The sequence below is a fragment of the Bradyrhizobium sp. Bra78 genome (assembly GCF_024519855.1).
GTDB lineage: Bacteria > Pseudomonadota > Alphaproteobacteria > Rhizobiales > Xanthobacteraceae > Bradyrhizobium > Bradyrhizobium japonicum_G.
Map to the genome: position 1 here is coordinate 61,130 of NZ_JALJRE010000002.1, position 24,775 is coordinate 85,904.

General features: G+C 64.6%; 24 protein-coding genes. 15 read left to right on the forward strand and 9 right to left on the reverse strand.

Annotated features, from left to right (window positions below):
* Positions 1 to 10: 10 nt before the first annotated feature.
* The 5 genes from OC450_RS04315 (at position 11) to OC450_RS04335 (ending at position 5,015) form a co-directional block, all read left to right on the forward strand.
* Positions 11 to 1,096, forward strand: a complete 1,086-nt coding sequence (locus OC450_RS04315) for an ABC transporter ATP-binding protein (RefSeq protein WP_211386974.1) — start codon at positions 11 to 13, stop codon at positions 1,094 to 1,096.
* Complete coding sequence (locus tag OC450_RS04320) at positions 1,096 to 1,998, forward strand: carbohydrate ABC transporter permease (RefSeq protein ID WP_211386973.1); 903 nt, start codon at positions 1,096 to 1,098, stop codon at positions 1,996 to 1,998. The genes OC450_RS04315 and OC450_RS04320 overlap by 1 nt, the downstream gene beginning before the upstream one ends.
* Positions 1,998 to 2,804 carry a carbohydrate ABC transporter permease gene (locus OC450_RS04325; protein WP_007606994.1) on the forward strand — a complete coding sequence of 269 codons (807 nt, stop codon included), beginning with the start codon at positions 1,998 to 2,000 and terminating at the stop codon, positions 2,802 to 2,804. Before OC450_RS04320 ends, OC450_RS04325 begins: the two co-directional genes overlap by 1 nt.
* A gap of 9 nt (positions 2,805 to 2,813) precedes the next feature.
* Positions 2,814 to 3,143, forward strand: coding sequence for a DUF2160 domain-containing protein (locus OC450_RS04330; RefSeq protein ID WP_211386972.1), 330 nt, complete (start codon positions 2,814 to 2,816; stop codon positions 3,141 to 3,143).
* Between the two features lie 129 nt (positions 3,144 to 3,272).
* Positions 3,273 to 5,015, forward strand: coding sequence for an ABC transporter substrate-binding protein (locus OC450_RS04335; protein ID WP_211387033.1), 1,743 nt, complete (start codon positions 3,273 to 3,275; stop codon positions 5,013 to 5,015).
* Between the two features lie 188 nt (positions 5,016 to 5,203).
* Here the strand turns inward: OC450_RS04335 and OC450_RS04340 are convergent, their stop codons facing one another.
* The 5 genes from OC450_RS04340 to OC450_RS04360 all read right to left on the reverse strand — a co-directional run bounded on the left by OC450_RS04340 (position 5,204) and on the right by OC450_RS04360 (position 11,612).
* The gene (locus tag OC450_RS04340; protein WP_256807889.1) at positions 5,204 to 6,304 is read right to left on the reverse strand and encodes an alkene reductase; all 1,101 of its coding nucleotides are present in this window, start codon (positions 6,302 to 6,304) and stop codon (positions 5,204 to 5,206) included.
* A 175-nt stretch (positions 6,305 to 6,479) separates the two neighbouring features.
* On the reverse strand, positions 6,480 to 6,983 hold the full coding sequence (locus OC450_RS04345; RefSeq protein WP_211386970.1) for a DUF1993 family protein: 504 nt from the start codon (positions 6,981 to 6,983) through the stop codon (positions 6,480 to 6,482).
* A gap of 109 nt (positions 6,984 to 7,092) precedes the next feature.
* Positions 7,093 to 8,394, reverse strand: coding sequence for a lytic murein transglycosylase (locus tag OC450_RS04350; RefSeq protein ID WP_211386969.1), 1,302 nt, complete (start codon positions 8,392 to 8,394; stop codon positions 7,093 to 7,095).
* Between the two features lie 123 nt (positions 8,395 to 8,517).
* Positions 8,518 to 10,458: a glycosyltransferase gene (locus OC450_RS04355; protein ID WP_211386968.1), complete on the reverse strand. Its 1,941-nt coding sequence runs from the start codon at positions 10,456 to 10,458 to the stop codon at positions 8,518 to 8,520.
* A complete protein-coding gene (locus OC450_RS04360) occupies positions 10,455 to 11,612 on the reverse strand; it encodes an HlyD family secretion protein (protein ID WP_249129634.1) in 1,158 nt (385 codons plus the stop codon). The genes OC450_RS04355 and OC450_RS04360 overlap by 4 nt, the downstream gene beginning before the upstream one ends.
* Positions 11,613 to 12,106: 494 nt before the next feature.
* Between OC450_RS04360 and htpX the strand changes: the two genes are divergently transcribed.
* Both htpX and OC450_RS04370 read left to right on the forward strand, forming a co-directional pair.
* The gene (gene htpX, locus OC450_RS04365; protein ID WP_211386966.1) at positions 12,107 to 13,063 is read left to right on the forward strand and encodes a zinc metalloprotease HtpX; all 957 of its coding nucleotides are present in this window, start codon (positions 12,107 to 12,109) and stop codon (positions 13,061 to 13,063) included.
* A gap of 135 nt (positions 13,064 to 13,198) precedes the next feature.
* The gene (locus tag OC450_RS04370) at positions 13,199 to 13,840 is read left to right on the forward strand and encodes a tetratricopeptide repeat protein (protein ID WP_211386965.1); all 642 of its coding nucleotides are present in this window, start codon (positions 13,199 to 13,201) and stop codon (positions 13,838 to 13,840) included.
* A gap of 65 nt (positions 13,841 to 13,905) precedes the next feature.
* Here OC450_RS04370 and OC450_RS04375 read toward each other — a convergent pair whose 3' ends face one another.
* Both OC450_RS04375 and OC450_RS04380 read right to left on the reverse strand, forming a co-directional pair.
* Positions 13,906 to 14,253 carry a hypothetical protein gene (locus OC450_RS04375; RefSeq protein ID WP_256807893.1) on the reverse strand — a complete coding sequence of 116 codons (348 nt, stop codon included), beginning with the start codon at positions 14,251 to 14,253 and terminating at the stop codon, positions 13,906 to 13,908.
* Positions 14,254 to 14,416: 163 nt separating this feature from the next.
* Positions 14,417 to 15,223 carry a hypothetical protein gene (locus tag OC450_RS04380; RefSeq protein WP_211386963.1) on the reverse strand — a complete coding sequence of 269 codons (807 nt, stop codon included), beginning with the start codon at positions 15,221 to 15,223 and terminating at the stop codon, positions 14,417 to 14,419.
* Between the two features lie 229 nt (positions 15,224 to 15,452).
* Between OC450_RS04380 and OC450_RS04385 the strand changes: the two genes are divergently transcribed.
* Entirely contained in the window at positions 15,453 to 15,746 is a 294-nt protein-coding gene (locus OC450_RS04385) for an antibiotic biosynthesis monooxygenase (RefSeq protein WP_211386962.1), read from the forward strand.
* A 107-nt stretch (positions 15,747 to 15,853) separates the two neighbouring features.
* Here OC450_RS04385 and OC450_RS04390 read toward each other — a convergent pair whose 3' ends face one another.
* Positions 15,854 to 17,299 carry a short-chain fatty acyl-CoA regulator family protein gene (locus OC450_RS04390; protein WP_211386961.1) on the reverse strand — a complete coding sequence of 482 codons (1,446 nt, stop codon included), beginning with the start codon at positions 17,297 to 17,299 and terminating at the stop codon, positions 15,854 to 15,856.
* A gap of 234 nt (positions 17,300 to 17,533) precedes the next feature.
* On the opposite strand from OC450_RS04390, the gene OC450_RS04395 reads away from it, so the two are divergent.
* The 3 genes from OC450_RS04395 to OC450_RS04405 all read left to right on the forward strand — a co-directional run bounded on the left by OC450_RS04395 (position 17,534) and on the right by OC450_RS04405 (position 20,159).
* Positions 17,534 to 19,168, forward strand: a complete 1,635-nt coding sequence (locus OC450_RS04395; protein ID WP_211386960.1) for an isocitrate lyase — start codon at positions 17,534 to 17,536, stop codon at positions 19,166 to 19,168.
* A gap of 31 nt (positions 19,169 to 19,199) precedes the next feature.
* A complete protein-coding gene (locus tag OC450_RS04400; RefSeq protein WP_008137787.1) occupies positions 19,200 to 19,409 on the forward strand; it encodes a hypothetical protein in 210 nt (69 codons plus the stop codon).
* Between the two features lie 195 nt (positions 19,410 to 19,604).
* Entirely contained in the window at positions 19,605 to 20,159 is a 555-nt protein-coding gene (locus OC450_RS04405; RefSeq protein ID WP_211386959.1) for a hypothetical protein, read from the forward strand.
* A gap of 25 nt (positions 20,160 to 20,184) precedes the next feature.
* On the opposite strand, the gene OC450_RS04410 is transcribed toward OC450_RS04405, so the two are convergent.
* Positions 20,185 to 21,066, reverse strand: a complete 882-nt coding sequence (locus OC450_RS04410; RefSeq protein ID WP_262047257.1) for a metallophosphoesterase family protein — start codon at positions 21,064 to 21,066, stop codon at positions 20,185 to 20,187.
* A gap of 92 nt (positions 21,067 to 21,158) precedes the next feature.
* On the opposite strand from OC450_RS04410, the gene OC450_RS04415 reads away from it, so the two are divergent.
* From OC450_RS04415 to OC450_RS04430, 4 genes are all read left to right on the forward strand, one after another.
* Positions 21,159 to 21,650 (forward strand): NUDIX domain-containing protein, encoded by a 492-nt coding sequence (locus OC450_RS04415; protein ID WP_256807898.1) that lies wholly within the window; start codon positions 21,159 to 21,161, stop codon positions 21,648 to 21,650.
* 48 nt (positions 21,651 to 21,698) lie between these two features.
* Positions 21,699 to 22,850: a hypothetical protein gene (locus tag OC450_RS04420; protein ID WP_262047258.1), complete on the forward strand. Its 1,152-nt coding sequence runs from the start codon at positions 21,699 to 21,701 to the stop codon at positions 22,848 to 22,850.
* On the forward strand, positions 22,847 to 23,782 hold the full coding sequence (locus OC450_RS04425; protein ID WP_211386955.1) for a glycosyltransferase family 2 protein: 936 nt from the start codon (positions 22,847 to 22,849) through the stop codon (positions 23,780 to 23,782). The genes OC450_RS04420 and OC450_RS04425 overlap by 4 nt, the downstream gene beginning before the upstream one ends.
* A 115-nt stretch (positions 23,783 to 23,897) precedes the next feature.
* Entirely contained in the window at positions 23,898 to 24,413 is a 516-nt protein-coding gene (locus tag OC450_RS04430) for a GNAT family N-acetyltransferase (RefSeq protein WP_211386954.1), read from the forward strand.
* Positions 24,414 to 24,775 lie beyond the last annotated feature (362 nt).

Here is a 24,775-nt window from a genome sequence, read left to right on the forward strand (position 1 = left end):
GAGATGCGCCATGGCCCGCATTGACCTCGTCGATCTCGCCCATTCCTACGGCGGCAATGACGCGCCGCAGGAAAGCTTTGCGCTGAAGCCGGTGACCATGACCTGGCGGCAGGGCGGCGCCTATGCGCTGCTCGGGCCGTCCGGCTGCGGCAAGACCACGCTGCTCAACGTCATTTCCGGCATCATCACGCCGTCGCGGGGGAAAATCCTGTTCGACGGCGAGGACATCACACCGCTGTCAACCCAGAAGCGCAACATCGCCCAGGTGTTCCAGTTTCCGGTGATCTACGACACCATGACGGTGGGGCAGAACCTGGCGTTTCCGTTGAAGAACCGCGGCGTGCCGAAGGCCGAGATCGACAAGCGCGTCGCCGAGATCGGCCGGCTGCTCGACCTCGAGCCCTATCTGAATCGCAAGGCGACCCGGCTCACGGCGGATGCCAAGCAAAAGATCTCGCTCGGCCGCGGTCTCGTCCGCTCCGACGTCGCCGCCGTGCTGTTCGACGAGCCGCTGACTGTGATCGACCCCGAGCTGAAATGGCAGCTCCGCTCCAAGCTGAAGGCGCTGCATCGCGAGCTCGACCTCACGATGATCTACGTCACCCACGACCAGACCGAGGCGCTGACCTTCGCCGACACCGTCGTCGTCATGCATGACGGCCGCGTGGTGCAGAGCGGCACGCCGGCCGAGCTGTTCGACAAGCCGGCGCATACCTTCGTCGGCTATTTCATCGGCTCGCCCGGCATGAACATCATTCCGGCCGAGGTGAGGGGCCGCGAGGCCAGGATCGGCGGCCACGTCATCGCGCTGAACCGCAGTTATGACGCTCTACCGGCGGGCGCGAAGATCGAGATCGGCGTGCGCCCCGAATTCGTCGAGGTCGTCGCGCCTGCGCCGGGCCTGCTCACGGCGAAGATCGAGCGCATCGACGATCTCGGCCGCATCCGTTTTGCGCGCGCGCGCCTCGGTGACGCAAAGCTCGCCGCGCGTGCGCCGGCAGGCTTCACCAGCGCGGACGGCACCGCCGGGCTGAAGTTCGATCCGTCATACGTCCACGTCTATGCCGACAGCCTTCTGGTGGAGGGAGCCGCCTGATGGACAAGACCGTCAACCAAAAAGCCTGGTTCCTGGTGCTGCCGGTGTTCCTGGTCGTCGCGTTCTCGGCGGTGCTGCCGCTGATGACGGTCGTGAACTATTCGATGCAGGACACCTTCGGCAACAACCAGTTCTTCTGGAACGGCGTCGGCTGGTTCAAGGAGCTGCTCGATCCCTCGACCGATCTCGGCGGCCGCTTCCTCGCCTCGCTCGGCCGCAATCTGTTCTTCTCGCTGGTGATCCTCGCCATCGAGGTCCCGCTCGGCATCGTCATCGCACTATCGATGCCGCGGCAGGGATGGACGGTGGCGGCCTGTCTCGTGATCCTCGCGCTGCCGCTTTTGATTCCGTGGAACGTGGTCGGCACGATATGGCAGATCTTCGGCCGGCCCGACATCGGCCTGATGGGCTATGTCCTCAACCACATCGGCCTCGACTACAATTATGTCTCCAACGACATCGACGCCTGGGTTACCGTCATCGTGATGGACGTCTGGCACTGGACCAGTCTCGTCGCGCTGCTCTGCTATGCCGGCCTGAAGTCGATTCCCGAAGCCTATTACCAGGCCGCGCAGATCGACGGCGCCTCGCGCTGGGCCGTGTTCAAGGCGATCCAGCTGCCCAAGATGAACCGCGTGCTGCTGATCGCGGTGCTGCTGCGCTTCATGGACAGCTTCATGATCTATACCGAGCCGTTCGTCGTCACAGGCGGCGGCCCGGGCAATTCGACGACCTTCGTGTCGATCGAGCTGGTCAAGATCGCGCTCGGCCAGTTCGACCTCGGCAAGGCCGCCGCGCTGTCGCTGGTCTACAATCTGATCATCCTGATCGTCTGCTGGATCTTCTACACCGTCATGACCAATGCCGGCAGCGATCGGAAACCGCAGGAAGGAGCCGCGTGATGCACTCGATTCCCGGCCGTCGCCTCATCATGGCGCTGTTCCTGATCTTCCTGCTGTTGCCGATCTACTGGCTCGTCAACATGAGCTTCAAGACCAACGCCGAGATCGTCTCGACGATGACGCTGTGGCCGCACGCGCCGACGCTGCAGCACTACAAGCGCATCTTCACCGACGAGAGCTGGTATTCCGGCTACATCAACTCGCTGGAATACGTCGTCCTCAACACCATCATCTCGATCTCGGTGGCGCTGCCGGCGGCCTACGCTTTCTCGCGCTACCGCTTCCTCGGCGACAAGCATCTATTCTTCTGGCTGCTGTCGAACCGGATGGCGCCGGCCGCGGTCTACGCGCTGCCGTTCTTCAACCTCTATTCGGCGATCGGCTTGTTCGATACGCCCTGGGCGGTCGCGCTGGCGCACTGCATCTTCAACGTTCCGCTGGCGGTGTGGATCCTGGAAGGTTTCGTGTCCGGCGTACCGCGCGAGATCGACGAGACCGCCTTCCTCGACGGCTATTCCTTCCCGCGTTTCTTCATCAAGATCCTTGTGCCGCTGATCGCGAGCGGCATCGGCGTCGCCGCCTTCTTCTGCTTCATGTTCTCCTGGGTCGAGCTGCTGCTCGCGCGGACGCTGACGTCGGTGCAGGCCAAGCCGATCGCGGCGATCATGACGCGCACGGTGTCGGCGGCCGGCATGGATTGGGGCCTGCTGGCGGCTGCCGGCGTGCTCACCATCATTCCGGGCGCGCTCGTGATCTGGTTCGTCCGCAATTACATCGCGAGCGGTTTTGCGCTCGGCCGAGTTTAGGAGGCTGCTATGGAATCCATCGCATGGATGGCCTGGACGCTGCCGACCGCGATCTTCTTCGTGGCGCTCGCCAGCACCCTCGCGGTCATGACCTGGCTCGCCGCGGTCTATCCCGAAGCCGAGCGCGTCGGCGTGCTCAGTATTCCGACGACGCGGGGCGACCGCCTGTTCATCTCCCTGATCACGGCGGCCGTCATCCACCTCCTGTGGATCGCCTTCGCCGGCACCGACGCACTCGCCACGCTTCCGATCGGTGAGGAAGGTCTTGAAATTTCGAGCCTGTGGCTCGCAAGCGGAATTTCGCTGGTCACGGCCGTGCTCATTTTCCGCACGGTCTGAAGCTCGCGAAGGGACGGCCAGATCCGGGAGCAACCCGGGCCTGTAGAAAGTTTGTCGCTGCAACGGAGGAACAACATGCGGCAGTTTAGGAGAAGGGAACGTCCATTGACCAAGAGCAGTTTTCTGACGATGTCCAGCGTCGCCGCCATCGTCGCGGTGTCGTTCGCCGTCTCGGCGCCGGTTCGCGCCGCCGACGACGCCGCGATCCAGAAGTGGATCGCGGAATTCCAACCCTCGACGCTGTCGAAGGAGGACCAGAAGAAGGAGCTGGAGTGGTTCGTCAAGGCCGCCGAGCCCTTCAAGGGCATGGAGATCAACGTGGTCTCCGAGACCATTACCACCCACGAATACGAGTCGCAGACGCTGGCCAAGGCGTTCTCCGAGCTCACCGGCATCAAGCTCAAGCACGACATCATCCAGGAAGGTGACGTGGTCGAGAAGCTGCAGACCCAGATGCAGTCCGGCAAGAACGTGTACGACGGCTGGATCAACGATTCCGACCTGATCGGCACGCATTTCCGCTACGGCCAGACCATCGCGCTGTCGGACTACATGACCGGCGAGGGCAAGGACGTCACCGACCCCATGCTCGACGTCAACGACTTCATCGGCAAGTCGTTCGGCACCGCGCCGGACGGCAAGCTCTACCAGCTGCCCGACCAGCAGTTCGCCAACCTCTATTGGTTCCGCTACGACTGGTTCACCAACCCCGACTACAAGGCCAAGTTCAAGGCCAAGTACGGCTACGAGCTCGGCGTTCCCGTGAACTGGTCGGCCTACGAGGACATCGCCGAGTTCTTCACCAACGACATCAAGGAGATCAACGGCGTCAAGGTCTACGGCCATATGGACTATGGCAAGAAGGACCCGTCGCTCGGCTGGCGTTTCACCGACGCCTGGCTGTCGATGGCCGGCAACGGCGACAAGGGCATTCCGAACGGTCTGCCGGTCGACGAGTGGGGCATCCGCATGGAAGGCTGCCGTCCGGTCGGCTCTTCGGTCGAGCGTGGTGGCGACACCAACGGTCCGGCCGCGGTCTACTCGATCACCAAGTATCTGGAGTGGATGAAGAAGTATGCTCCGCCGCAGGCTCAGGGCATGACCTTCTCCGAGTCGGGTCCGGTGCCAGCGCAGGGCAACATCGCCCAGCAGATGTTCTGGTACACCGCCTTCACCGCTGACATGGTGAAGCCCGGCATCGCCGTGATGAACGCGGACGGTACGCCGAAATGGCGTATGGCTCCGTCGCCGCACGGTTCGTACTGGAAGGAAGGCATGAAGCTCGGCTACCAGGACGCCGGCTCGGTGACGCTGCTGAAGTCGACCCCGGCGGATCGCCGCAAGGCGGCCTGGCTCTATCTCCAGTTCATCATCTCCAAGACGGTGTCGCTGAAGAAGAGCCATGTCGGTCTCACGTTCATTCGTGAATCCGACATCTGGGACAAGTCGTTCACGGAGCGTGCGCCGAAGCTCGGCGGCCTGATCGAGTTCTACCGCTCGCCCGCGCGCGTGCAGTGGACCCCGACCGGCAACAACGTGCCCGACTATCCGAAGCTGGCGCAGTTGTGGTGGCAGAACATCGGCGATGCGTCGTCCGGTGCGAAGACGCCGCAAGCCGCGATGGACTCGCTCGCCGCGGCCCAGGACTCCGTGATGGAGCGCCTGGAGAAGTCGGGCGTGCAGGGCGCCTGCGGTCCGAAGCTGCACAAGAAGGAGACGGCCGAGTACTGGTTCGCCAAGGCCCAGAAGGACGGCACGATTGCTCCCCAGCGCAAGCTCGCCAACGAGAAGCCGAAGGGCGAGACGGTCGACTACGACACGCTGATCAAGTCGTGGCCGGCACAGCCCCCGAAGCGCGCCTCGCTGCAATAAGGCACATCACATAACGACGAAAGGCCGGGAGCGATCCCGGCCTTTTTCTTTTCATTGTCGTGGATTCTGCTTCCACAACGTCATTGCGAGCGAAGCGAAGCAATCCAGAATCTTTCCGCGGAGGAAGTCTGGATTGTTTCGTCGCTTCGCTCCTCGCAATGACGGAGGATGGAGCGGCGACGATAGCCTTACTCCGCCGCCTCAGCCGCGAGCGCCGGATAATCCGTGTATCCCTTCGCGCCGCCGCCGTAGAACGTGTTCTTGTCCCAGTCGTTGAGCGCCGCGCCCGTCTTCAACCGCTCGACCAGGTCGGGGTTGGAGATGAACGGCTTGCCGAAGGCGATGAGGTCGGCCGCGCCCGCGTCCAGCACCTTGGTCGCGAGTTCGAAATCGTAGCCGTTGTTGGCGACATAGGCACCGGCGAAGCGCTTGCGCAGGCCGGCATAGTCGAAAGGTGCGATGTCGCGCGGACCGCCCGTGGCGCCTTCGACGACATGGAGATAAGCGAGCTTCAGCGCGCTGAGGCCGTCGACGATATGGTCGTAGAGAGCCTGCGGATTCGAGTCCGAGATGTCGTTGGCCGGCGTCACCGGCGAGATGCGGATGCCGGTTCGCTCGGCACCGGCTTCGGCCACGACGGCCTTCGAGACCTCCAGCATCAGCCTCGCGCGGTTCTCGATCGAGCCGCCATAGGCGTCAGTGCGCTTGTTGGTGCCGTCCTTGGCGAATTGCTCAAGCAGATAGCCGTTGGCGCCGTGGATCTCGACGCCGTCGAAGCCGGCCTCGATTGCATTTGTCGTGGCACGCTTGAAGTCGTCGATGATCCCAGGAATTTCGGAGAGCTCGAGCGCGCGTGGCTCGGAGACATCGGCAAAGCCGCCGTTCACGAAGGTCTTGCCCTTGGCGCGGATCGCGCTCGGCGCCACCGGGGCTGCGCCATTGGCCTGGAGATCGACATGCGAGATGCGGCCGACATGCCAGAGCTGGATGAAGATCTTGCCGCCGCGCTCATGGACACGGTCGGTGACCTTGCGCCACCCGGCGACCTGGTCCTTGGAGTAAATGCCGGGGGTGTCCTGGTAGCCCTGGCCCTGCTGCGAGACCTGGCTCGCTTCGGTGATCAGAAGCCCTGCGGAGGCCCGCTGGGCGTAATAGTCGGCAGCGAGCGCACCGGGTACGAAGGTGCCGGGAACGGCGCGGTTGCGCGTCAATGGCGCCATCACGAAACGGTTGGCCAGCGTAATCGGGCCGAGCTTGTAGGTTTCAAACAATTTGGTCGGGCGGCTCATGGGAATGCTTCCAGGCGGTGAGAGGTCCGGAACACTTGTGCATCGCGGCAATCGGCGCAAGGGATGAGCCATACGGAAAGTGCAGACAAGCTACGCGGCAGGGGCCGCGTAGCATAATTCGTGTGCAATTGGGGGCCGGAGCAGCGGATTCCGACTGCGGCGGCCGCGCGATACGTCAGTTCGCGCCGAGGAAGTCGCGCTTGCCGATCTCGACGCCGTTGTGACGCAAGATGCCGTGCGCGGTGGTGGCGTGGAAATAGAAGTTCGGCAGCGAGAACGCGCTGAGGAATTGCTGCCCCTTCATCGTGATGGTCTTGTCGGGGCCGCCGGGGAAGCTGACGTCCTTGGTCTCGGCGCCCTCGAACTGCTCCGGCTTGAACGACTTCACATAGTCGATGGTCTTGGCCAGCCGCTGCTTCAACTCCGCAATCGTCGTCTCGGTGTCAGGCGTGGAGGGCACTTCGCTATGGGTCAGCCGCGCGCAGCCCTTGGCGGCGAAATCGCTGACCAGCTGGATCTGCTTCGAAAGCGGCAGCATGTCCGGAAAGAGGCGGGAGCCGAGCAGGACGGCGGGATCGACCTTCTTGGCCGCGCAATGCGCCTCGGCTTTCGTGAGCAAGCCGGTGAGGCTGTTCAGCATCTGCAGATAGGCGGGGACGACGGTGTCGTAAAAAGACATGTGATGCTCGCTCTCATGGTGGGAAATTTCAGGAGAAAACCTGAGCCACTCACATGGGGCCGTCATGGAAAAAAGCAATCGCAGGAGCGGCTTGTGCGGTGCGAAAATTCTACCGGATCGTCCCCGCCGGCTGCGCCTGCGCCGTGCCGCCGCGCATCCGGGCGAGCAGCTCCGCGGTCGGCCAGGAATCCGCCGGCAGGCCGTATTTGATCTGCATCGCCTTCACCGCGGCGCGGCTCTGCTGGCCCAGCACGCCGTCGATCTTGCCGACATTGAAGCCGGCGCGCGCCAGGAGCTGCTGCAAGGCCTTCAGTTCGTTGAACGGTAGTTGCGCGACCGGCCCCGCCGGCTTGCGCATCGGGGCCGCGCCCGCGATGCGGGTGGCGAGATAGCCCGCCGTCGTCGAATAGATCAGCGAGTTATTCCACTCGGTGTAGGCGGCGAAATTCGGGTACGCCATGAAGGCCGGACCGAAGCGTCCCATCGGCAGCAGCACGGACGCCGCGAGATTGTCGTTCGGCAGCGGCCGGCCGTCGGGATAGGTGACCCCCAGCTGCGCCCATTTCGAGCGCGGCTCTCGCACCGTGAGATCGGTCTGATCCCACGGCAGGTTCTGCGGCACCTTGATCTCCTCCAGCCACGGCTCGCCGCGCCGCCACTTCAAGCCGTTGGCGATGTAGTTCGCGGTCGAGCCGATCACGTCGTCCTCGCTGCGCAGGAGATCGCGTCGCCCGTCGCCGTCATAGTCGACGGCATAGTTGACGTAGTGCACGGGCAGGAACTGCGTCTGCCCGAGCTCGCCGGCCCAAGAGCCGACCATCTCGTCGGGATGCAGATCGCCGCGGTCGATGATCTTCAGCGCGGCGATGGTCTCGCCCACGAACATCTCCGAGCGTCGGCAGTCATAGGCGAGCGACACCAGCGATTTCAGCGTCGGCAGATTTCCCATGTTGACGCCGAAATCGCTCTCGAGGCCCCAGAACGCGGCGATCACCGCCGGCGGCACGCCGTATTCCTTTTCGGCGCGCGCGAATGCCGCGGCGTGGGTCTTGATGTGCTGCTGGCCGTTCTGCATGCGATAGGGCGCGGCCATGCGGCCGGCAAATTCAGTGAAGAGCTGGCCGAACACCCGCTGGCCGCGGTCGCGGTTGACGATGCCCTGGTCGTAGACGAGGTAGGGCGAAGCCTCCGCGATCGTCCGCTGCGACACGCCGGCGGCAACGGCTTGGCTCTTCACGTCCGCCAGGAAGCGATCGAAGCTCGCGCCGTTGTGGCACGACGCCGCGCGCGGCGACGGCGCGGTGGCCCTCGGCGCTGCGGGCTTGGCGGGAGGTGGGAGAGGCTGGGCGGAGGCGGTTGCGGAGAGCGCGAGAACAGTGACGGCCGCGATCGCAAATCGGGTCTGGAGCATAGGGGTTCCGGCGGGGAGGGCAGGCGTGGATTCGTCCGAAGTTTAGGTGAACTGATGGCCTCAGGCCATCCTTTCCATGCCATGTTAGCGCACCGAATGCGAGCGGGTGGATGTCGCGCCGGCCTAACCGAACAGCCGCAGCAGCAGCGCCTTGCCGACGGGAATGGCCCTGATCCCCCGGTAGGCGCGCACATATTCGCCGGCGTAGAAGGCCCTGATCGCATGGACGCGGATATCCATGCTTTCTTCAAAGCGCACTGCAAATCCATTCCTCGTCCGCCGCACCACGACGCCGGCGATCGAACGGCCATAGATCTGGCATTCAAGCTTGCTGCCGATCGCGGGTGGATCTGGGTCGATGAAGCGGGCGCCGCTGATGGATATATCGCCGAGCCGAGCCAGGTACGATTTGCCGCCCTGATGCAGCAGGATCGGCTCGTTGCGGTTGAAGCGCTCCGCCTTGCGCTTGCGCGGCTGCTCGATGCAGACGAAGCAGACGACGGTGAGGATAAGGGCGTTGTAGAGGCTCCATGCCAGCGCCAGGCCGCCATAGGCGATGTTCTCGCCGCGCAGATGCAGGATGAAGGCGTAGGCGATGGCCGCGAGCGTAATGATGAGCGCACTGCCATAAAGCCGGAGCAGCGGCCACTCCACGAATTTCCGGCCGCGCTCGCCGCCCTTGGCCGTGACCTGGAACTTGTGTCCTTTCGGCTTCAACAGGCCGGTCGCGACCGCCTTGAGGACCGCGGGCGCTGCAACGAGTTGCGACACATCCGTCATCATCGCAAGCGAACGGCCGCGCGACAGCCACGCCATGGTGAGTCCATGCCAGACGTAGAACGGCAGGAAGTACCGCAACAGCTCGGAGAGGTCGGCCTGCACCGCCTTGATGCCGAAAAGCAGGAACAGCCAGGGCACCACCAGCCCGAACATCCTGGTCCCGTAGACGGCCGTCCAGCTCATGAAGGCATCGACCAGCGACAGCCGGTCGATAAAAGAGAGGTTCGAATCACGCGACAGCGGTCCGCTACGGCCGCGCACGATTTGCATGAAGCCGAGGCACCAGCGCCCGCGCTGGGTGATGTATTCCTTGAGCCCCTCCGGCGCGAGACCGATGGTCAGTCGCTCGTTGAGATAGACGGTGTTGAAGCCGAGCTCTTTCAGCCGCAGCGTGACGAGATAATCCTCGGTGACCGAGTCTGTCGGAAAGCCGCCGATCCGCATCAGGGCGCCGTAGCGGATGAGGGACGACGTGCCGCAGCAGAAGGCGACGCCCCAGGCGTCCTTTGCCGGCATCAGGATGTCGAAAAAGAAGCGCTGCTCGTCGGGCCAGACGTCGGTGGCGCCCAGATTGCTCTGGATTGGATCGGAGTTGATGAAATGCTGGGGCGTCTGCACGACGCCCACGCCGGCGTCATCCATCAGGCTGATGGTCCGACTGAGGAAGTCGGGCCGCGGCACGAAATCGGCGTCGAGAATTGCGATGAAGTCCGGCGGCTCCGGCAATTCGCGGACATGTCCGAGCGCATGGTTGATGTTGCCCGCCTTGGCATGCCGGTTATCGGCGCGCGCGAGGTAGCGGCAGCCGAGCTCCTGGGCGAGGCGCCGCAGCCACAGGCGGCGTCCGTCGTCGAGCACCCAGACACGGTAGTTGCCGTACTGCATCCCGGTCGCGCCGATGATCGTCCGCTCCAGGATCGATTTGTCCTCGTTGTAGGTGCAGATGAACACGTCGATCAACGGAGCTGCGCGATCCCTGGCGCGGCTGTCGACCTTCGCGGCGCCCGAACGGTCGATGGTTCGGCTGAGGAACAGCATCGACAGCGCGACCGCAATCAGGGAGGCGGATTCCGCCAGCATGAAGGGAAGGCCGATCAGGAAATCTGCGGTCAGTCCGGGCGGCGGTACGGTCTCGGTGACGCGCCAATGGAAGTAGCGCAGCAGCAGGACGAACGACACGCCGGTCAGCAGCGAACGCGCCGGCGTGTTCTCGCGCCTGAGAAGCGGCACCACCACCATGAACGCACCGAGCGCAAGAAAGCCGGGCGCCAGCGCCGCCATCATGGTGCCGCCTCGCGCCGGGCGAAGATCACGCGGCCGGTCCGTCCCACCGTGCAGTCGTGCGCGGCGGCGTCGGCAGGCGCCACCGTCACGCGGTAAGGCTCCTTGCCTAGTGCATCGGGGTTGATGGCGAGATTGGCCGGGGCGCCCGCAGCCCCGGTCAGATTGACGACCGTGCCGGAAATCGGGGCACCGCCGTCATTCGGCTCGAAAGTGGTATGATCGCCAAGCTGCAGGCGGTTATATACGCTCTCGGTGACATTGGCCGTGATCACGCTACCGCTGCAATCCAGCACCTTGAGCAGAGGCTGGCCGATCTGCACGTCCTCGCCCGGCGATGTCATCATTTCCCAGACCCGGCCGGTGACCGGGGTTCTGATGCTGGCCTCGGACATGTCGGTGAAGCGGACCTCTTCGACGATGATCTCGTTGGCAAGCCAGGCGATCTCGGTGTCGGTGTGCACCAGATCGGCTTCCAGGTCCTTGGCGCGCAGGCGCATCTCCTCCTCGCGCTGCACGGAACTCGGTCGGTCGTTGTAGCTGTCGCCGAGGAACGAGCCGCTCCTTGCCGCACGCAGCTCGACCTGTGCGGCGTCCAGCCGCTTGCGCGCGCCGAGTTCGGTCTGCTGCGCTACCGACAGCTCGCGAGTCAGCCGCGACAACTCGACCGTGGATACGTTGCCGGATTTCGCGAGCGACGACGCCCGGTCAACCGCGGCGTTTGCTTCCTCTCGTCGCGCGGCGGCTGCCTCGATCGAGGTCTGGATTTCGGCGATGCGCGCTTCGAGCTGAAGGACGCGTCCGTCCCTGAACAATGCGGCCTGCCGGGCGAGGTCCTGCTGGGCGGCCCGGGCGGTCTCGAGCTTGGTTGCGAGACTCGGCCGCTCGTTCTCCAGTCGCGATTGCTGCCGCCGCAGGTCGTCGAGCCGCGAACGATCGCCGCGCGAATTCACGACACGCAGCACGACCATGCCGGCGTCGAGATGCGCCTGGTCCTTGATCGCGGCGGGGGCCGCGGCAACGCGTCCGCCGATCGGCGCGCGCAGGGTGACGAGGCGGGAGTTCAGCACGGCCTCGACGCTGGAATTCTGCCACATCGTGCGCAGCGGCAGCCAGCCGAATATGGCGATGACGGCAAGGCCTGCTGCGATCTTCAAGCTTCGCCGCAACAGGAGCCGGCCTCGCGGAGGCCCCGTGGGTTCGACCCGGGCAGCAGGCTGCCGTGGGTGCTTCTCATCGGCAAGCAGCTCCTCGCGCAGCGCTTGCTGCAGGCCCTTCGCGTCTGCGGAACCAGCCGCTTCGCCTAAGGAAGGAGGGGATGCATCGTGAACGGGAGCGGCCTGCGACCGGTCCATCATGGCAGTCACCTGGCTGAGGGGAGGCAATGCAACGGACCAATGCGGGAGCCGCGCTCCCGTGCCCGCGTCTCCGGAACTTAGTCCGGGCTACGCTTTCCAATGTCCTCGGTTCCGGCGTGTATTTTGATATGAATACGCGTCAAGATTTAGCTGTGCGTCGCCGCGACGCAGTCGCAGCCCTTGCAGCGCGGGGGGCCGACTTCATAACTCAAGCTTCTCTGCTGAATCCTTGGCTCAAATTGGTCAGCTTGGATTCGCTGCACTGGTTTATGCGTCAGCAACGGGATGTCGCCATGAACTATCTTCGTACCGCAATGCTCCTCGCAGGCCTCACCGCCCTGTTCATGGGCGTCGGCTATCTCATCGGCGGCGCCACAGGCGCCATGATCGCGCTCGTCATCGCGGCGGCAACCAATCTCTTCACCTATTGGAACTCCGATCGCATGGTGCTCTCGATGTACGGCGCCCATGAGGTCGATCGTTCGACCGCGCCGGAACTGGTCGGGCTCGTCGCCGAGCTTGCGGGCCGCGCCGGCCTGCCGATGCCGCGCGTGTTCCTGATGGACGAGCCGCAGCCCAATGCGTTCGCGACCGGGCGCAATCCCGAGAACGCCGCGGTTGCCGTCACCACCGGCCTGATGCACCAGCTCAGCCGGGAGGAGCTCGCCGGCGTGATCGCGCACGAGCTCGCCCATATCAAGCACCACGACACCCTGCTCATGACTATTACCGCGACCATTGCGGGTGCGATCTCGATGCTGGCGCAGTTCGGCATGTTCTTCGGCGGAAATCGTGACAATAGCGGTCCCGGCATCGTCGGCTCGATCCTGATGATGATCCTCGCCCCGATCGGCGCCATGCTGGTGCAGATGGCGATCAGCCGCACGCGCGAATACGCCGCGGACAATCTCGGCGCACGCATCGCCGGTCAGCCGATGTGGCTGGCCTCGGCGCTGGTGAAGATCGAGGGCGCGGCGCATCAGGTCCCGAATCTCGAGGCGGAGCGAAATCCTGCCACGGCGCACATGTTCATCATCAATCCGCTGTCCGGCCACGGCGTCGACAATCTCTTCGCCACCCATCCTTCGACGCAGAATCGCATCGCGGCGCTTCAGCAGCTCGCGGCAGAGCTCGGCGCGCAGGCGGCGCCGTCGGTCGGCGCCAACGAGAACTATCCGCCGCAGGGCCCCTGGGGCCGCTCGTCCTCGCGCGGGCCTTCTCGCGGGTCTACACGTGGTCCTTGGGGCTGATGGAATCGGCTGGAATCGCGCGCCTGGTTTGTGACCTGGCGCACACAGGAATATCCCGGCCGGTGTTAACACCCCGGCGAGACTATTCCTTCGAAAGGGGATGCGTGGCCGGCCCTCTGCCCGCCACCGTCGAGGATGACAAGAGCTGCGGTACCATTGCTGATCGTCCTGAGCGTGCTCATTGGCCTGTCCACGCACATGGTCGTCAATTGCGGGGACGAGGACGATCCGGACATTTGTTCGGCCGTGATCGGCTTCTCGCCGCTGCGCGGCTCGCTGATTGCCTTCGCCTATGAAGGGCGTGGGCGGATCGCGCTGCGCCATGGCGACTGGCGGCGAGCGATCGCGGATTTCGACGAGGCCATCCACCTCAATCCGAACCGCGCCTCGCTGTATCGCGACCGGGCGCGGGCGCGCCGGCAGAACGGCGACCTCGAGCTCGCGATCGAGGATTATGACGAAGCGATCGCGCACAATCCAAAGCTCGCCGCGCCCTATCACGAGCGTGGTCTCGCGCTTGCCGGCAGCGGCGATCTCGACCGCGCCATCCTGAGTTACAATACGGCGATCCGCCTCGACCCCTCGGATGCGCAGGCCCGCCTCGACCGCGGCCTTGCGTTCCTCGCCCGCGGTCAGGCCGAAGATGCCCGCGCCGATTTCGAGGCAGCGCTGGCGCTGCCGGCCGGCAAGGACGCCCGCACCCGCGACGCGGCGCGCGCCAGGCTCGCCGAACTCGCCAGCGCCGAGCCGGCCCAGATTTCAGCGCCGCGGCGGTGAAAATATAGAGCTGCGTTCGCCTATACCACCTTCTCCCACAACAAGGGGAGAAGGAAGAAGCCCGGCTACTTCGCCTTCTTGGCCTTCTTCGCCTTCGCCGCCTTCTTCACAGGCTTTTCCTTCGCCTTCTTCTCCACCTTCGCAGCGATCGGCGTGCTGGCGGCAAGCCGCATCGACCGCGCGTAGCTGTCGGCGACGTTGTCGGCGGACATCTGCAGGCGCTTGGCGGCGGCCGTGGCCTGCTCCATGGTGGCCTTGGCCATCATCTTGAAGCGGTCGCCGGTCTCCTTGCCCTTGGCCTTGGCCGCGAGGCCGTTGAAGCGATCCCGCCGCTCCTTGGCGCGGGTCATCAAGCCCGTATGCAGCTGTCTGGCCAGTTGCCGGATCACGACATCCAGGTCGGCGTCCGCCATGTTGTTCTATCCTCTTCGAAAACGGTATCGATGCGGCGGGACTATGCAGATCGAGCCCCGCCTTGGCAATTCCCGCCTGTACGTCATCCGCAGCTTCCGGTTACCAAAACGAAAAAGCCGCGCTGTTCGCGCGGCTCCTCGGCTCTGGAAGCGCCAGGCAGGCTTATTTCAACGAGGCAACCGGGCCGCTCGCCGGCGCCGGATCGGGGTCGAAGCCGAACACGCCGACCAGATATTTGTAATAGTCCGGCATCTTCTCCTTGAGCGCGTCCCGCGACTTCGGATCGTGGAATTCGCTCTTTCCGACCAGAAAGATGGTGCCGGTCACGGCGAAGAACTCCATCGGATTCTTCATCGCATAGGAGTCCTTGGGCAGCAGGTCCTTCGACTTGGCAAGGGCGAAGTAGCCGATCACGCCCTTGTTGGCATAGCCGTCCGGCAACAGCCGCGCGTGATAGGCGTGCAGGAGCTCGTGCAGCAGCACGGCCTCCTTCTCGTACCGCATCATGTCCGGCCGCAGCATGATCACGCCGAGCCCCGAATCGACCGCGAGGTCGACGACATTGGGATTGGTCCAGCGCTGGGTGGCATGGTCCCACACCGTCAGCGTCCGCGGCACGCTGCGCTCGACGTTCGGGGCGACCCGGCCGTAGCACGCGGTCGCGGCGCCTTCGTCGAGGCAGGCGAGCTCGCTCGCGATGATCGGAACGGTGCGGAAGAAGCGCAGCACGCGCGGCGAGAGGCCGGCCCCCTCGACGACGTCGATCTGGCTCTTTACATTGTCAGCGAGCTTGTCGACGTCCTTGCGGTCGGAATTCTCCGACAGGTCGAACATGTAGCCGCGGTAGCTCTGGAAGCCCGGCGGCAACGCCTGCGCTGCGCCGGCGGACGCATCGAGCGATCCGGCATTGGATGGATTGGCAAAGAGCGCGCCGACAATCGTCGCGGTCAGCAGCAACGCAATGCGCATGATGAACCCCCTGATGTCACTTCACGCGGCAGAATAAGCTGTCGTTGTTTGCGAAAAGTGAGTGGGGCGAGACTAAGGCACCGATGTTGAGGCGTGCTTAACCGTTGGTTGCAGATCGCGCAGGCGGGTTAGTGCCGGGTTAACCAAGCATGGATCGGCGGCGCGCTTCGGCGTAGCATCCCCTCCGGGCCGAAGGCCCGCAACTCCGGACAGCCGGAAGGAGGATGCCATGTATGCCGCCATCCGTCAGGCCAAGGCGAAAAGCGGAAGCGCCGAAGAGCTGGCGCGCCGCATCAAGGACGGCGCCGTTCCGATCATCAGCGATGTCGACGGTTTCCGCGCCTATTACGTCGTCTATGCCGGCGACGACACCGTCACGGCGATCTCGATCTTCGACAAGTTCGAGCAGGCGGAGGAGGCGAACAGGCGCGCGATCGCCTGGATCGAGAAGGATCTGGGCTCGCTGCTTGCAGGCGACGCCCGCGCCGCCGCGGGGCCGGTGATCGTGCATACGCTGGCGTGAGTTCTCGCCGTTGCGAGGAGCGAAGCGACGAAGCAATCCCGGCTGTCACTGCCGGGACAGTCTGGATTGCTGCGCGTCGCAATGACGTGGAGGCGGATGCGCGCCCCTCACAGCTCCCTTGCATTCGAGAACGCGAACGAGCTCACGCGCCGCGTCGTCTCGTCCAGGATCAGCGTGCGCGTGATCGGCGGCTCGGCGCGCTGGGCGCAGTTTTCGCGCTCGCACAGGCGGCAGTTGACGCCGATCGGCGTGCCTTCGGTCTTCTCGAGGTCCATGCCGGACGCATAAACGAGGCGTGAGGCGTGACGGATCTCGCAGCCGAGGCCGATGGCGAAGCGCGGCTGCGGCAGCGGGTGCGGCGCCACGGGACGGCGCACCATCTGCGCGATCGAGAAATAGCGCGTGCCGTCGGAGAGCTCGATCACCTGCTTGAGCAAGCGATCCGGCGTGTCGAAGGTCGAGTGCACGTTCCACAACGGGCACGTGCCGCCGAATTTCGAGAACGGGAACGTGCCGGAGGAGAACCGCTTCGAGACGTTGCCGGCATTGTCGACGCGCAGGAGGAAGAACGGAATGCCGCGCGCGTTCGGCCGCTGCAGCGTGGTGAGGCGATGGCAGACCTGCTCGAAACCGGAATTGAAGCGTTGCGCCAGCAAATGGATGTCGTAGCTCAAGGCCTCGGCCGCGGCCAGGAACGTCGGATAGGGCATCATCACGGCCGCCGCAAAATAGTTGGCGAGCGTGATGCGGAACAGCCGCCGCGGCGCGTCGTCGAGCGGGCCAGCGCGGCCGATGATGGTCTCCAGATGCTGCGCGCATTCACCGAGTCCCAGCTGGAAGGCCAGCTGGAAGGCGCGGCCGGGCGGATCGACCAGTTCCGAGATCAGCAGCTGGCGGCGGTGACGGTCGAAACGCCGCAGCGTTTCGCGCATCACGTCGACTGGCATGATCCGGGTCTGGATCGAATGCTTTTCGCGCAGCCGCGCGGCGAGCGCGGCATAGAGCCCCTCGGCCGGCACGTTCAGCTCGTCGCGCAAGGTTTCGGCGGCCTGTTCGAGCTCCGGAAAATAGTTGCGGTTGGCCTCGATCAATTCGCGCACGCGCTCGACCGGATTGGCCTCATAGCGCGTGCCGACGTCGCGGTCGGCCATCTGCGCTGCGGCCAGCGTCTCGCCCTGGCGGGCCTCGGTATAGGCCGCGTAGAGCCGCTGCAGTGCGTGGGTCACGCCCGGGCAGAGCTCGGCGAGGTCGCGCAGTTCCTGCTTGGGGACGTCGATCTGGCGGAACAGCGGATCGGAGAAGATCTCGTTCAGCTCCGCGAAGAAACGGTCCTCGTCGGCGGTGGCGAGGTCGCGTAGGTCGAGGTCGTAGGTCTCGGCCAGCCGCAGCAAGATCTGCGCAGTCACCGGACGCTGGTTGCGCTCGATCAGGTTGACGTAGCTCGGCGAGATCCCGAGCCCCTCGGCCATCTGGGTCTGCGACAGCCCCAATTGCTGCCGGATCCTCCGGAAGCGCGGGCCGACGAACAGCTTCTTCCCGGACTCGGCGGGCATTCTCGGGTCTCCCAGCGGCATATAGGGCAGTCTTGCTGTCCTATATTGTGACAATAATTACAAAATAACATCTATTACATGTTCTGATGTTACATGACATCACCATTCAAATACAAGCCCTCTATACGAACTTCCCTTTCTCGCGTTTAGCTCAAGACACGCATTTCGCAATGCACTGTCAAAAATGTCGATGACAACGCCAAGAACTTTGTCATCAGCGAAAGGATCGAGCAGATGAACTACCAGCCCCGTGGCATCAACGCCCTCCAGCGCCCGGCCTCGTATCAGAGCGAGATCGAGGCGGCTCAGGCGCTCCTTGAAACCAAGCCGACCTGGAACGGGGTGACGGCCGAGGCTGTCGCGCGCATGCGCCTGCAGAACCGCTTCAAGACCGGCCTCGACATCGCCCGCTACACCGCGGCGCTGATGCGCAGCGACATGGCGGCCTATGACGCCGATCCCACCAAGTACACCCAGTCGCTGGGCTGCTGGCACGGCTTCATCGCGCAGCAGAAGCTGATCTCGATCAAGAAGCACTTCGGCGGCAAGACCGATCGCCGTTACCTCTATCTCTCCGGCTGGATGATCGCCGCGCTGCGCTCCGAGTTCGGACCGCTGCCCGACCAGTCGATGCACGAGAAGACCTCGGTGCCGGCCCTGATCGAGGAGCTCTACACCTTCCTGCGTCAGGCCGACTCGCGCGAGCTCAACGACATCTTCCGCAACCTCGACAAGGCGCGCAAGGAAGGCGACAAGACCCGCGAGAAGGAGTTGATCGAGAAGATCGACAACTTCCAGACCCATGTCGTGCCCGTCATCGCCGACATCGACGCGGGCTTCGGCAACGCCGAGGCGACCTATCTGCTCGCCAAGAAGATGATCGAGGCGGGCGCCTGCGCGCTGCAGATCGAGAACCAGGTCTCGGACGAGAAGCAGTGCGGCCATCAGGACGGCAAGGTCACCGTGCCGCACGAGGTGTTCCTGGCGAAGATCCGGGCCTGCCGCCATGCGTTCCTTGAACTGGGCATCGAAGACGGCGTCGTCGTGACCCGCACCGACTCGCTCGGCGCCGGCCTCACGCAGCAGATCGCCGTCAGCCACAAGCCGGGCGATATCGGCGATCAGTACAACAGCTTCCTAGATTGCGAGGAAGTGACGCCGGAGAATGCCCGCAACGGCGACGTCATCATCAACCGCAACGGCAAGATGCTGCGTCCGAAGCGCCTGCCCAGCAATCTCTACCAGTTCCGCGCCGGAACGGGCGAAGATCGCTGCGTGCTCGACAGCATCACCTCGCTGCAGAACGGTGCCGACCTGCTCTGGATCGAGACCGAGAAGCCGCATATCGAGCAGATCGCCAAGATGGTCGATCGGATCCGCAAGGTGGTTCCGAACGCGAAGCTGGCCTACAACAACTCGCCGTCGTTCAACTGGACGCTCAACTTCCGTTGGCAGGTCTACGACGCAATGAAGGAAGCGGGCAAGGACGTTAGCAAGTACAACCGTGCCGAGCTGATGAAGCCGGAATACGACGATACGCCCCTGGCCATCGAAGCCGACGAGCGCATCCGTACCTTCCAGGCCGACTCGGCGAAGCGTGCCGGCATCTTCCACCATCTCATCACGTTGCCGACCTATCACACAGCGGCGCTGTCGACCGACAATCTGGCCCGGGAATATTTCGGCGAGCAGGGCATGCTGGGCTACGTCAAGAACGTCCAGCGCGCGGAAATCCGTCAGGGCATCGCCTGCGCCAAGCACCAGAACATGGCCGGCTCCGACATCGGCGACGACCACAAGGAATACTTCGCCGGCGAGGCTGCCCTGAAGGCGGGCGGCGCCCACAACACGATGAACCAGTTCGGCTAATACAGAACGGCTTCTTGAGAGGAGAGCGACAATGACCAAAGGCAGCAATTTCTGGGTGATCGGCGGCGAGTTCGGCTCGATGAACTTCCACAAGCTCGTCGAAGGCTCGGCCCAGGTGCAGGGTCCGTTCAAGACCCGCAAGGAGGCCGAGGACGCTTGGCGCTCGGTCTCGGAAGAGAACCGCCACAAGGCCGGCGTCCGCTTCTCGATCGTGGAAGAGCCGTCGCGGGTCTCGGCCTGACGGCGTTGCCGCGGGCCTGAATTAAGAAGACGTCCAAGGACGGATGGTCCCATCCGGCGCAAGCCGGGTGGGATCGTCTGTTTTTGGCACAGGTGAAGGGAGCTGTGGGCGCCGTAAGTGACTGGAATTGTGGACCCTTTGCGGAGGGATTGGTTGCTGATAGGTTAATGGAGGTAAGTGAGGACGAGGCCGACCATGTCAGAGCCCGAGACCAGCGGGACCCATCCCGGCCAGCCGCGCCCGGTGCGGCTGCGCGATGCGCTGTTGCGGGCGCGGATCGAGGCCGCGGACCGGACCGGCGTGGTCGTCGATTTGCGCGATGCCGAGGTGGCGCGGCTCGAGATCCTCAACGACGCGCTCGATCCGCTGTTCGCCCAGGTGCCGGATAAGATCGACCTGTTCGACCGCGGCGTCAGCCAGGGCGACACACCCAGGCTCTGGATCGACGTCGTCGCCCACATCGTGATGGGGCGCGACAAGCGGATGTACCGCTTCGTCCAGGATACCCGCTTCGGCCGCATCGTGCTCGCCGAATCCCACGACACTTCCGTCATCGTCGAGGCCGTGACCGATTATGTCGCGCGCCGCATGATCGAGCGCGAGCATGCGATGGTGGTCCCGCCCGAGCCGAAGCCCGCGGCCGTCGAGCCGCCGCGCCGCTCGCGCGTCTGGCCGTTCGTGCTGGGGTTCGTGCTCGGTGCCGCCGCGCTGTTCGGAGTTGCCGTAATGGCGGCGCTGCGAAGCTGGTGAATTTTGCGCTCGCAATGACGGCGAACTAGATCAACCGCGCATGCTTGATCTGCCCGATCTGAAATCCGGCCCCCAGGCCCCGCACCGTCTGCTCGCAGCGCCAGCCGGCATTGTCCTTCTCGATCGTGAACAGATTGTAGGCCGCCGCCGGGTAGTGCCCGTGCGCGAGCGCGGAGGCCGACGGCACGCCGAGCGCCGGAATGTTGCCGTTGTGACCTTCGAACCACATCGTCGAATGAATGTGGTCGTGACCGTGCAGGATCAACTCGACGCCGTGGCGCCTGATCAGCGCCAGCAATGCGGCAGCATCGGTCATCCGTTTGTGGCGCGCGCCGGACTTGAGCGGATGATGCACCAGCAGCACGCGGAAGACGTCCTCGGCCGCGAGCCGTTCGAGCATCTCTTCGAGGGACGCGAGCTGATCGCGCCCGAGTGTGCCCGTCGCCATCAATGGCAATGTCGGCACTGCCGTGGACAGGCTGATCAGCGCGAGCGGTCCGCGCCGGCGCAGGCTGGGGAAGCCGATGCGGCCGTCGTCGCCCGCAAGATAGGGCGCAAAGGTCTCGCCGAAGCGGTGAAAGGTAGTGCGGACATAGGCATCGTGATTGCCGGGAATCGTGGTGACGCGGTCGGGCGGGCCGACGCCGTCGAGCCAGGCGCGCGCCGGCGCGAACTCCGCCTCCAGCGCCAGGTTGACGAGATCGCCTGTGACCGCGATGTGGTCGGGCGCCTGCGCCTGCATGTCGGCGACGAGGGCGTCGAGCACCTCGCGGCGCTGGTACTTGTGGCGGTTGCGCGTCCAGTTGACATAGCCGAGCACGCGCTTGCCCGCGAGCTCGATCAGCCGCGGCTGCGGCAGCGGCGGCAAATGCGGGTCGGACAGATGGGCGAGCGTGAAGGGGGCCATGGCGCGCGATTGCCTCGCTATTCGACCGCTGTAATGGCAAGGTCGCAGGCTCCGTGCAAGCGGGGCCCGGGCAGGGGCCTCTTGGGAGCCTGATGGGGGAACGTCTGAATCACGTCCGACGGACATTCGAGCCGCTGCTGCGGCGAATCTTCCACGCCTATTTCCTGCTCGTCCGCGGCATGACGCTCGGCGTCCGCGCCGTGGTGCTGGATGCCGACGGCAGGGTCTTCCTGGTCAGGCACAGCTACATTCCCGGCTGGTACCTGCCCGGCGGCGGCGTCGATCTCGGCGAGACCATGGAGCAGGCGATGCGGCGCGAGCTCAAGGAGGAGGGGGATATCGATCTCACCGGCGAGGCGGTGCTGCACGGCATTTTCCTCAACAACCACGTCTCCCGCCGCGACCACGTCGCGGTCTACGTCGTCAGGCAGTTCAGGCAGGATCGCAAGCCCGCGCCCAACCACGAGATCGTCGAATGCGGATTCTTCGCGGTCACCGCGCTGCCCGAGGGGACCACGCCCGGCACGCGGCTGCGGATCGCGGAAGTGCTCGACGGAAAGCCCCTGATTGCGACGTGGCGCTGAGGACGGCCTGTGCTAGTAAATCGCCGCACGGCGCGCCACGGAAACCGGATGAAGATCGCCAAACTCGCCTTCGGCCTGATCTGCCTCGCGATCCTCGCCAGCAACATCGTCACGATGTCACGCTGGAGCGAGGCGCGCGGAGTCTATGACGACATCTGCTATCTCCGGCAGGCGCATCTGTTCCAGCGCTTCGGCGCCGACGGGCTGAACACGGACGCAGCCCGGGACGACGATCGCTATTTCGAAGGCAAGATGAGGGAGATCGGTTTCCCCGAATGGCGCGACCCGATCCGCTGGCCCTGTCACAATCCGATGCCGAACGGCAAGATCGTGATCCAATATCCGCCGGGCACCGGATGGCTGCTGGCGCTGTTTCCGGAAGGGCACCAGGTGGTGCCGCTCTGCATTGCCGCCAGCCTGATCGTCTGCGGCCTTGCGCTGCTCGGCATCTTGATGGCGCGAACGTCGCTCTCGATCGTGGGGGCGGGTGTGTTCGGCGCCCTTGCCGTGTATCTCATGATCAATCCGGCGAAGGCGAGCTATTCGATTCCGCCGACCATGGCGATCTGCGCCATCGCGGGATTCCTGACGGCGCTATGGCTGATCAGGAGCAGGTATAGCGTACCGTCGATCGTCCTGGTTGGCCTCCTGCTCGGCGCGTCCGTCAATTTCAGAGTGCCGAATGCGCTGCTCGCGGCCGGCTATTTCATTTTCCTCGGGATTCGCTTTCTGTGGTCGCGCACGCCGGCCAATTTCGTGCAAGGCCTCGGCTTCGGTGCAGGCGTGCTGGTCGGCATGGCGCCGACATTGATCGCCCAGGCCGTCAACGCCGGCAGTCCGCTTGCGACCACCTACGGCAGCGCCGACGTGGTCGCCCCGGGCCTCGACCTGGCCGTGCTCGGCCAATATCTGCGCGACATGCAGTTCGTGCTGATCGCGCTGGCGATCGGTTTGACGGCGTGGCTGTTGCGGGCGGGCGAGGCAAGCGCGCGGCAGGTCGCCCTTGTTGCCGCCGGCAATCTTCTCGTCAACCTCGTCTTCTTCCTGAGCCACCCGATCTTCACGCCCTATTACATCCTGCCGATCGCGATGCTGTCGCTGTGGAGCCTGTCGTTTGCCTGGCTGATGCAGCCGGCGGATGCGTACGAGGCCGCGTCTTTCCGGCGTGAGCCGGCCAATCTGGGAGCGCTGCCGCGATGACACCGGCGCAACCTCGCATCGCCGTGCTGGTGCCATGCTACAATGAAGAGGCGGCGGTCGCGAGCGTCGTCGCCGGCTTCCGGACGGCGCTGCCCTCGGCCGAGATTTACGTCTACGACAACAATTCGCGCGACCGCACGGCCTCCGTCGCGCGCGAGGCCGGCGCGATCGTGCGCAGCGAGCGGCGGCAGGGCAAGGGCAACGTCGTGCGCCGCATGTTCGCCGATGTCGAGGCCGACATCTACGTGCTGGTCGACGGTGATGCGACCTACGACGCCCCGAGCGCGCCGCGCATGATCGACAGGCTGCTCGACGAGCATCTGGACATGGTGGTCGGGCTTCGCATCGACCAGTCACAGGCCGCCTATCGTCTCGGTCACCGCACCGGCAACCGCATGCTGACCGGCTTCCTGGCGTGGACGTTTGGCCGGGACTTCCAGGACATCCTGTCCGGCTACCGCGTGTTCTCGCGCCGCTTCGTCAAATCCTTCCCTGTGCTGTCGGACGGCTTCGAGATCGAAACCGAGCTCGCGGTCTATGCGCTGGAATTGTCGCTGCCGGTCGCCGAGGTCGAGACGCCCTATTACGCGCGGCCCGAGGGCTCGTTCTCCAAACTCAACACCTGGCGCGATGGCTCCCGCATCCTCGGCACCATGCTGAAGCTCTATCGCGCCGAGAAGCCGCTGCGCTTCTTTGGCGCCATTGGAATCCTGCTGGCCGCGATATCGATCGTGCTCTCGATCCCGATCGTGATCACCTTCGTCGAGACCGGGCTGGTGCCGCGATTCCCGACCGCCATCCTGTCGATGGGCCTGATGATCATGGCCATGCTGTCGGTCTCGTCCGGGCTCGTGCTCGATACCGTGACGCGGGGGCGGCGCGAGATGAAGATGCTGGCCTATTTGTCCCAGCCCGCGCCGAAAAGGAGTTGAACTTGGGGACCGCGCCCATGGACCTCCACAATCGCAGATGCTACTCCGCTTCCTGCATTGACGCGTTTTCTTAACGCGAACCGGGATCCACTTCGCTCGAAGACGCTATGCTGACATGACCGATCTCTCGCTCACCATCCTTCCCGAAGCCGCCGGAGACGCCCAGGCGATCGAGCGGCTGCACGAACGCACCTTCGGCCCTGGCCGTTTCGTGCTCAGCGCCTACCGGATTCGCGAGCACGTCGACCATCTGCTCGACCTGTCCTTCACCGCCCGCATCGGCACCCTCCTGGTCGGCTCGGTCCGGCAGCTGCCGATCCTGATCGGTGAGACGCCGGCGCTGCTGCTCGGACCGCTCACCGTCGAGCCGCCGTTCCGCAGGCACGGGGTCGGCCGTCTGTTGATGGAGCGCGCGCTGAAGGACGCCAGGGCAAAGGGCCATGCCATCGTGCTGCTGGTCGGGGACGAGCCCTATTACAGCCGCGTCGGCTTCAAGCGGGTAGAAAAGGGCCGCGTCACCATGCCGGGCCCGGTCGACGCCGCGCGCGTCCTGGTGTTCGAACTCGTCGACGGCGCGTTCGAGGGGGTGTCGGGGCAGGTTGGTCCCGACTGGAGCAAGGCGCGGGGCTAGCCGTGGCGCGCATAGCCCCGTGAATTGGAAGTCCCGCGGCTGCGCCACATCCTCCGTCACCGCGAGCGCAGCGAAGCAATCCGGGATCGGTCCGTACGAGCAGTCTCGATTGCTTCGTCGCAAGGACTTCTCGCAATGACGGTGCGCAGGCAGCCATCCGGCTGCGACGCGCCCCCTTCCTTCCGCCTCCCTTTGTCTGTTCGCACGGAAAAGGCTTCGCGCTCTGCTTGCGCGGCTTCACCAATAAATCCCAAGCGGTATTGTCGCGCAGGCCACGCATGTTGCTGCACTCACCGGGACGACGACAGCGCGAAAATCCGACGCTGTGCGCGGCCGCAAAAAGACGCGAGTCCGGCTCGTCC

What these genes read in the sequence shown, in the direction of transcription:
- OC450_RS04380 (WP_211386963.1), bottom strand. Translation starts at nt 15,223, where the DNA reads ATGCGCATTGCGTTGCTGCTGACCGCGACGATTGTCGGCGCGCTCTTT.
- OC450_RS04355 (WP_211386968.1), bottom strand. Translation starts at nt 10,458, where the DNA reads ATGATGGCGGCGCTGGCGCCCGGCTTTCTTGCGCTCGGTGCGTTCATG.
- OC450_RS04350 (WP_211386969.1), bottom strand. Translation starts at nt 8,394, where the DNA reads ATGCTCCAGACCCGATTTGCGATCGCGGCCGTCACTGTTCTCGCGCTC.
- OC450_RS04410 (WP_262047257.1), bottom strand. Translation starts at nt 21,066, where the DNA reads ATGGCCCCCTTCACGCTCGCCCATCTGTCCGACCCGCATTTGCCGCCG.
- OC450_RS04335 (WP_211387033.1), top strand. Translation starts at nt 3,273, where the DNA reads ATGTCCAGCGTCGCCGCCATCGTCGCGGTGTCGTTCGCCGTCTCGGCG.
- OC450_RS04325 (WP_007606994.1), top strand. Translation starts at nt 1,998, where the DNA reads ATGCACTCGATTCCCGGCCGTCGCCTCATCATGGCGCTGTTCCTGATC.
- OC450_RS04330 (WP_211386972.1), top strand. Translation starts at nt 2,814, where the DNA reads ATGGAATCCATCGCATGGATGGCCTGGACGCTGCCGACCGCGATCTTC.
- OC450_RS04390 (WP_211386961.1), bottom strand. Translation starts at nt 17,299, where the DNA reads ATGCCCGCCGAGTCCGGGAAGAAGCTGTTCGTCGGCCCGCGCTTCCGG.
- OC450_RS04395 (WP_211386960.1), top strand. Translation starts at nt 17,534, where the DNA reads ATGAACTACCAGCCCCGTGGCATCAACGCCCTCCAGCGCCCGGCCTCG.
- OC450_RS04420 (WP_262047258.1), top strand. Translation starts at nt 21,699, where the DNA reads ATGAAGATCGCCAAACTCGCCTTCGGCCTGATCTGCCTCGCGATCCTC.
- OC450_RS04400 (WP_008137787.1), top strand. Translation starts at nt 19,200, where the DNA reads ATGACCAAAGGCAGCAATTTCTGGGTGATCGGCGGCGAGTTCGGCTCG.
- OC450_RS04375 (WP_256807893.1), bottom strand. Translation starts at nt 14,253, where the DNA reads ATGGCGGACGCCGACCTGGATGTCGTGATCCGGCAACTGGCCAGACAG.
- OC450_RS04315 (WP_211386974.1), top strand. Translation starts at nt 11, where the DNA reads ATGGCCCGCATTGACCTCGTCGATCTCGCCCATTCCTACGGCGGCAAT.
- OC450_RS04340 (WP_256807889.1), bottom strand. Translation starts at nt 6,304, where the DNA reads ATGAGCCGCCCGACCAAATTGTTTGAAACCTACAAGCTCGGCCCGATT.
- htpX (WP_211386966.1), top strand. Translation starts at nt 12,107, where the DNA reads ATGAACTATCTTCGTACCGCAATGCTCCTCGCAGGCCTCACCGCCCTG.
- OC450_RS04320 (WP_211386973.1), top strand. Translation starts at nt 1,096, where the DNA reads ATGGACAAGACCGTCAACCAAAAAGCCTGGTTCCTGGTGCTGCCGGTG.
- OC450_RS04370 (WP_211386965.1), top strand. Translation starts at nt 13,199, where the DNA reads ATGACAAGAGCTGCGGTACCATTGCTGATCGTCCTGAGCGTGCTCATT.
- OC450_RS04385 (WP_211386962.1), top strand. Translation starts at nt 15,453, where the DNA reads ATGTATGCCGCCATCCGTCAGGCCAAGGCGAAAAGCGGAAGCGCCGAA.
- OC450_RS04430 (WP_211386954.1), top strand. Translation starts at nt 23,898, where the DNA reads ATGACCGATCTCTCGCTCACCATCCTTCCCGAAGCCGCCGGAGACGCC.
- OC450_RS04405 (WP_211386959.1), top strand. Translation starts at nt 19,605, where the DNA reads ATGTCAGAGCCCGAGACCAGCGGGACCCATCCCGGCCAGCCGCGCCCG.
- OC450_RS04425 (WP_211386955.1), top strand. Translation starts at nt 22,847, where the DNA reads ATGACACCGGCGCAACCTCGCATCGCCGTGCTGGTGCCATGCTACAAT.
- OC450_RS04345 (WP_211386970.1), bottom strand. Translation starts at nt 6,983, where the DNA reads ATGTCTTTTTACGACACCGTCGTCCCCGCCTATCTGCAGATGCTGAAC.
- OC450_RS04415 (WP_256807898.1), top strand. Translation starts at nt 21,159, where the DNA reads ATGGGGGAACGTCTGAATCACGTCCGACGGACATTCGAGCCGCTGCTG.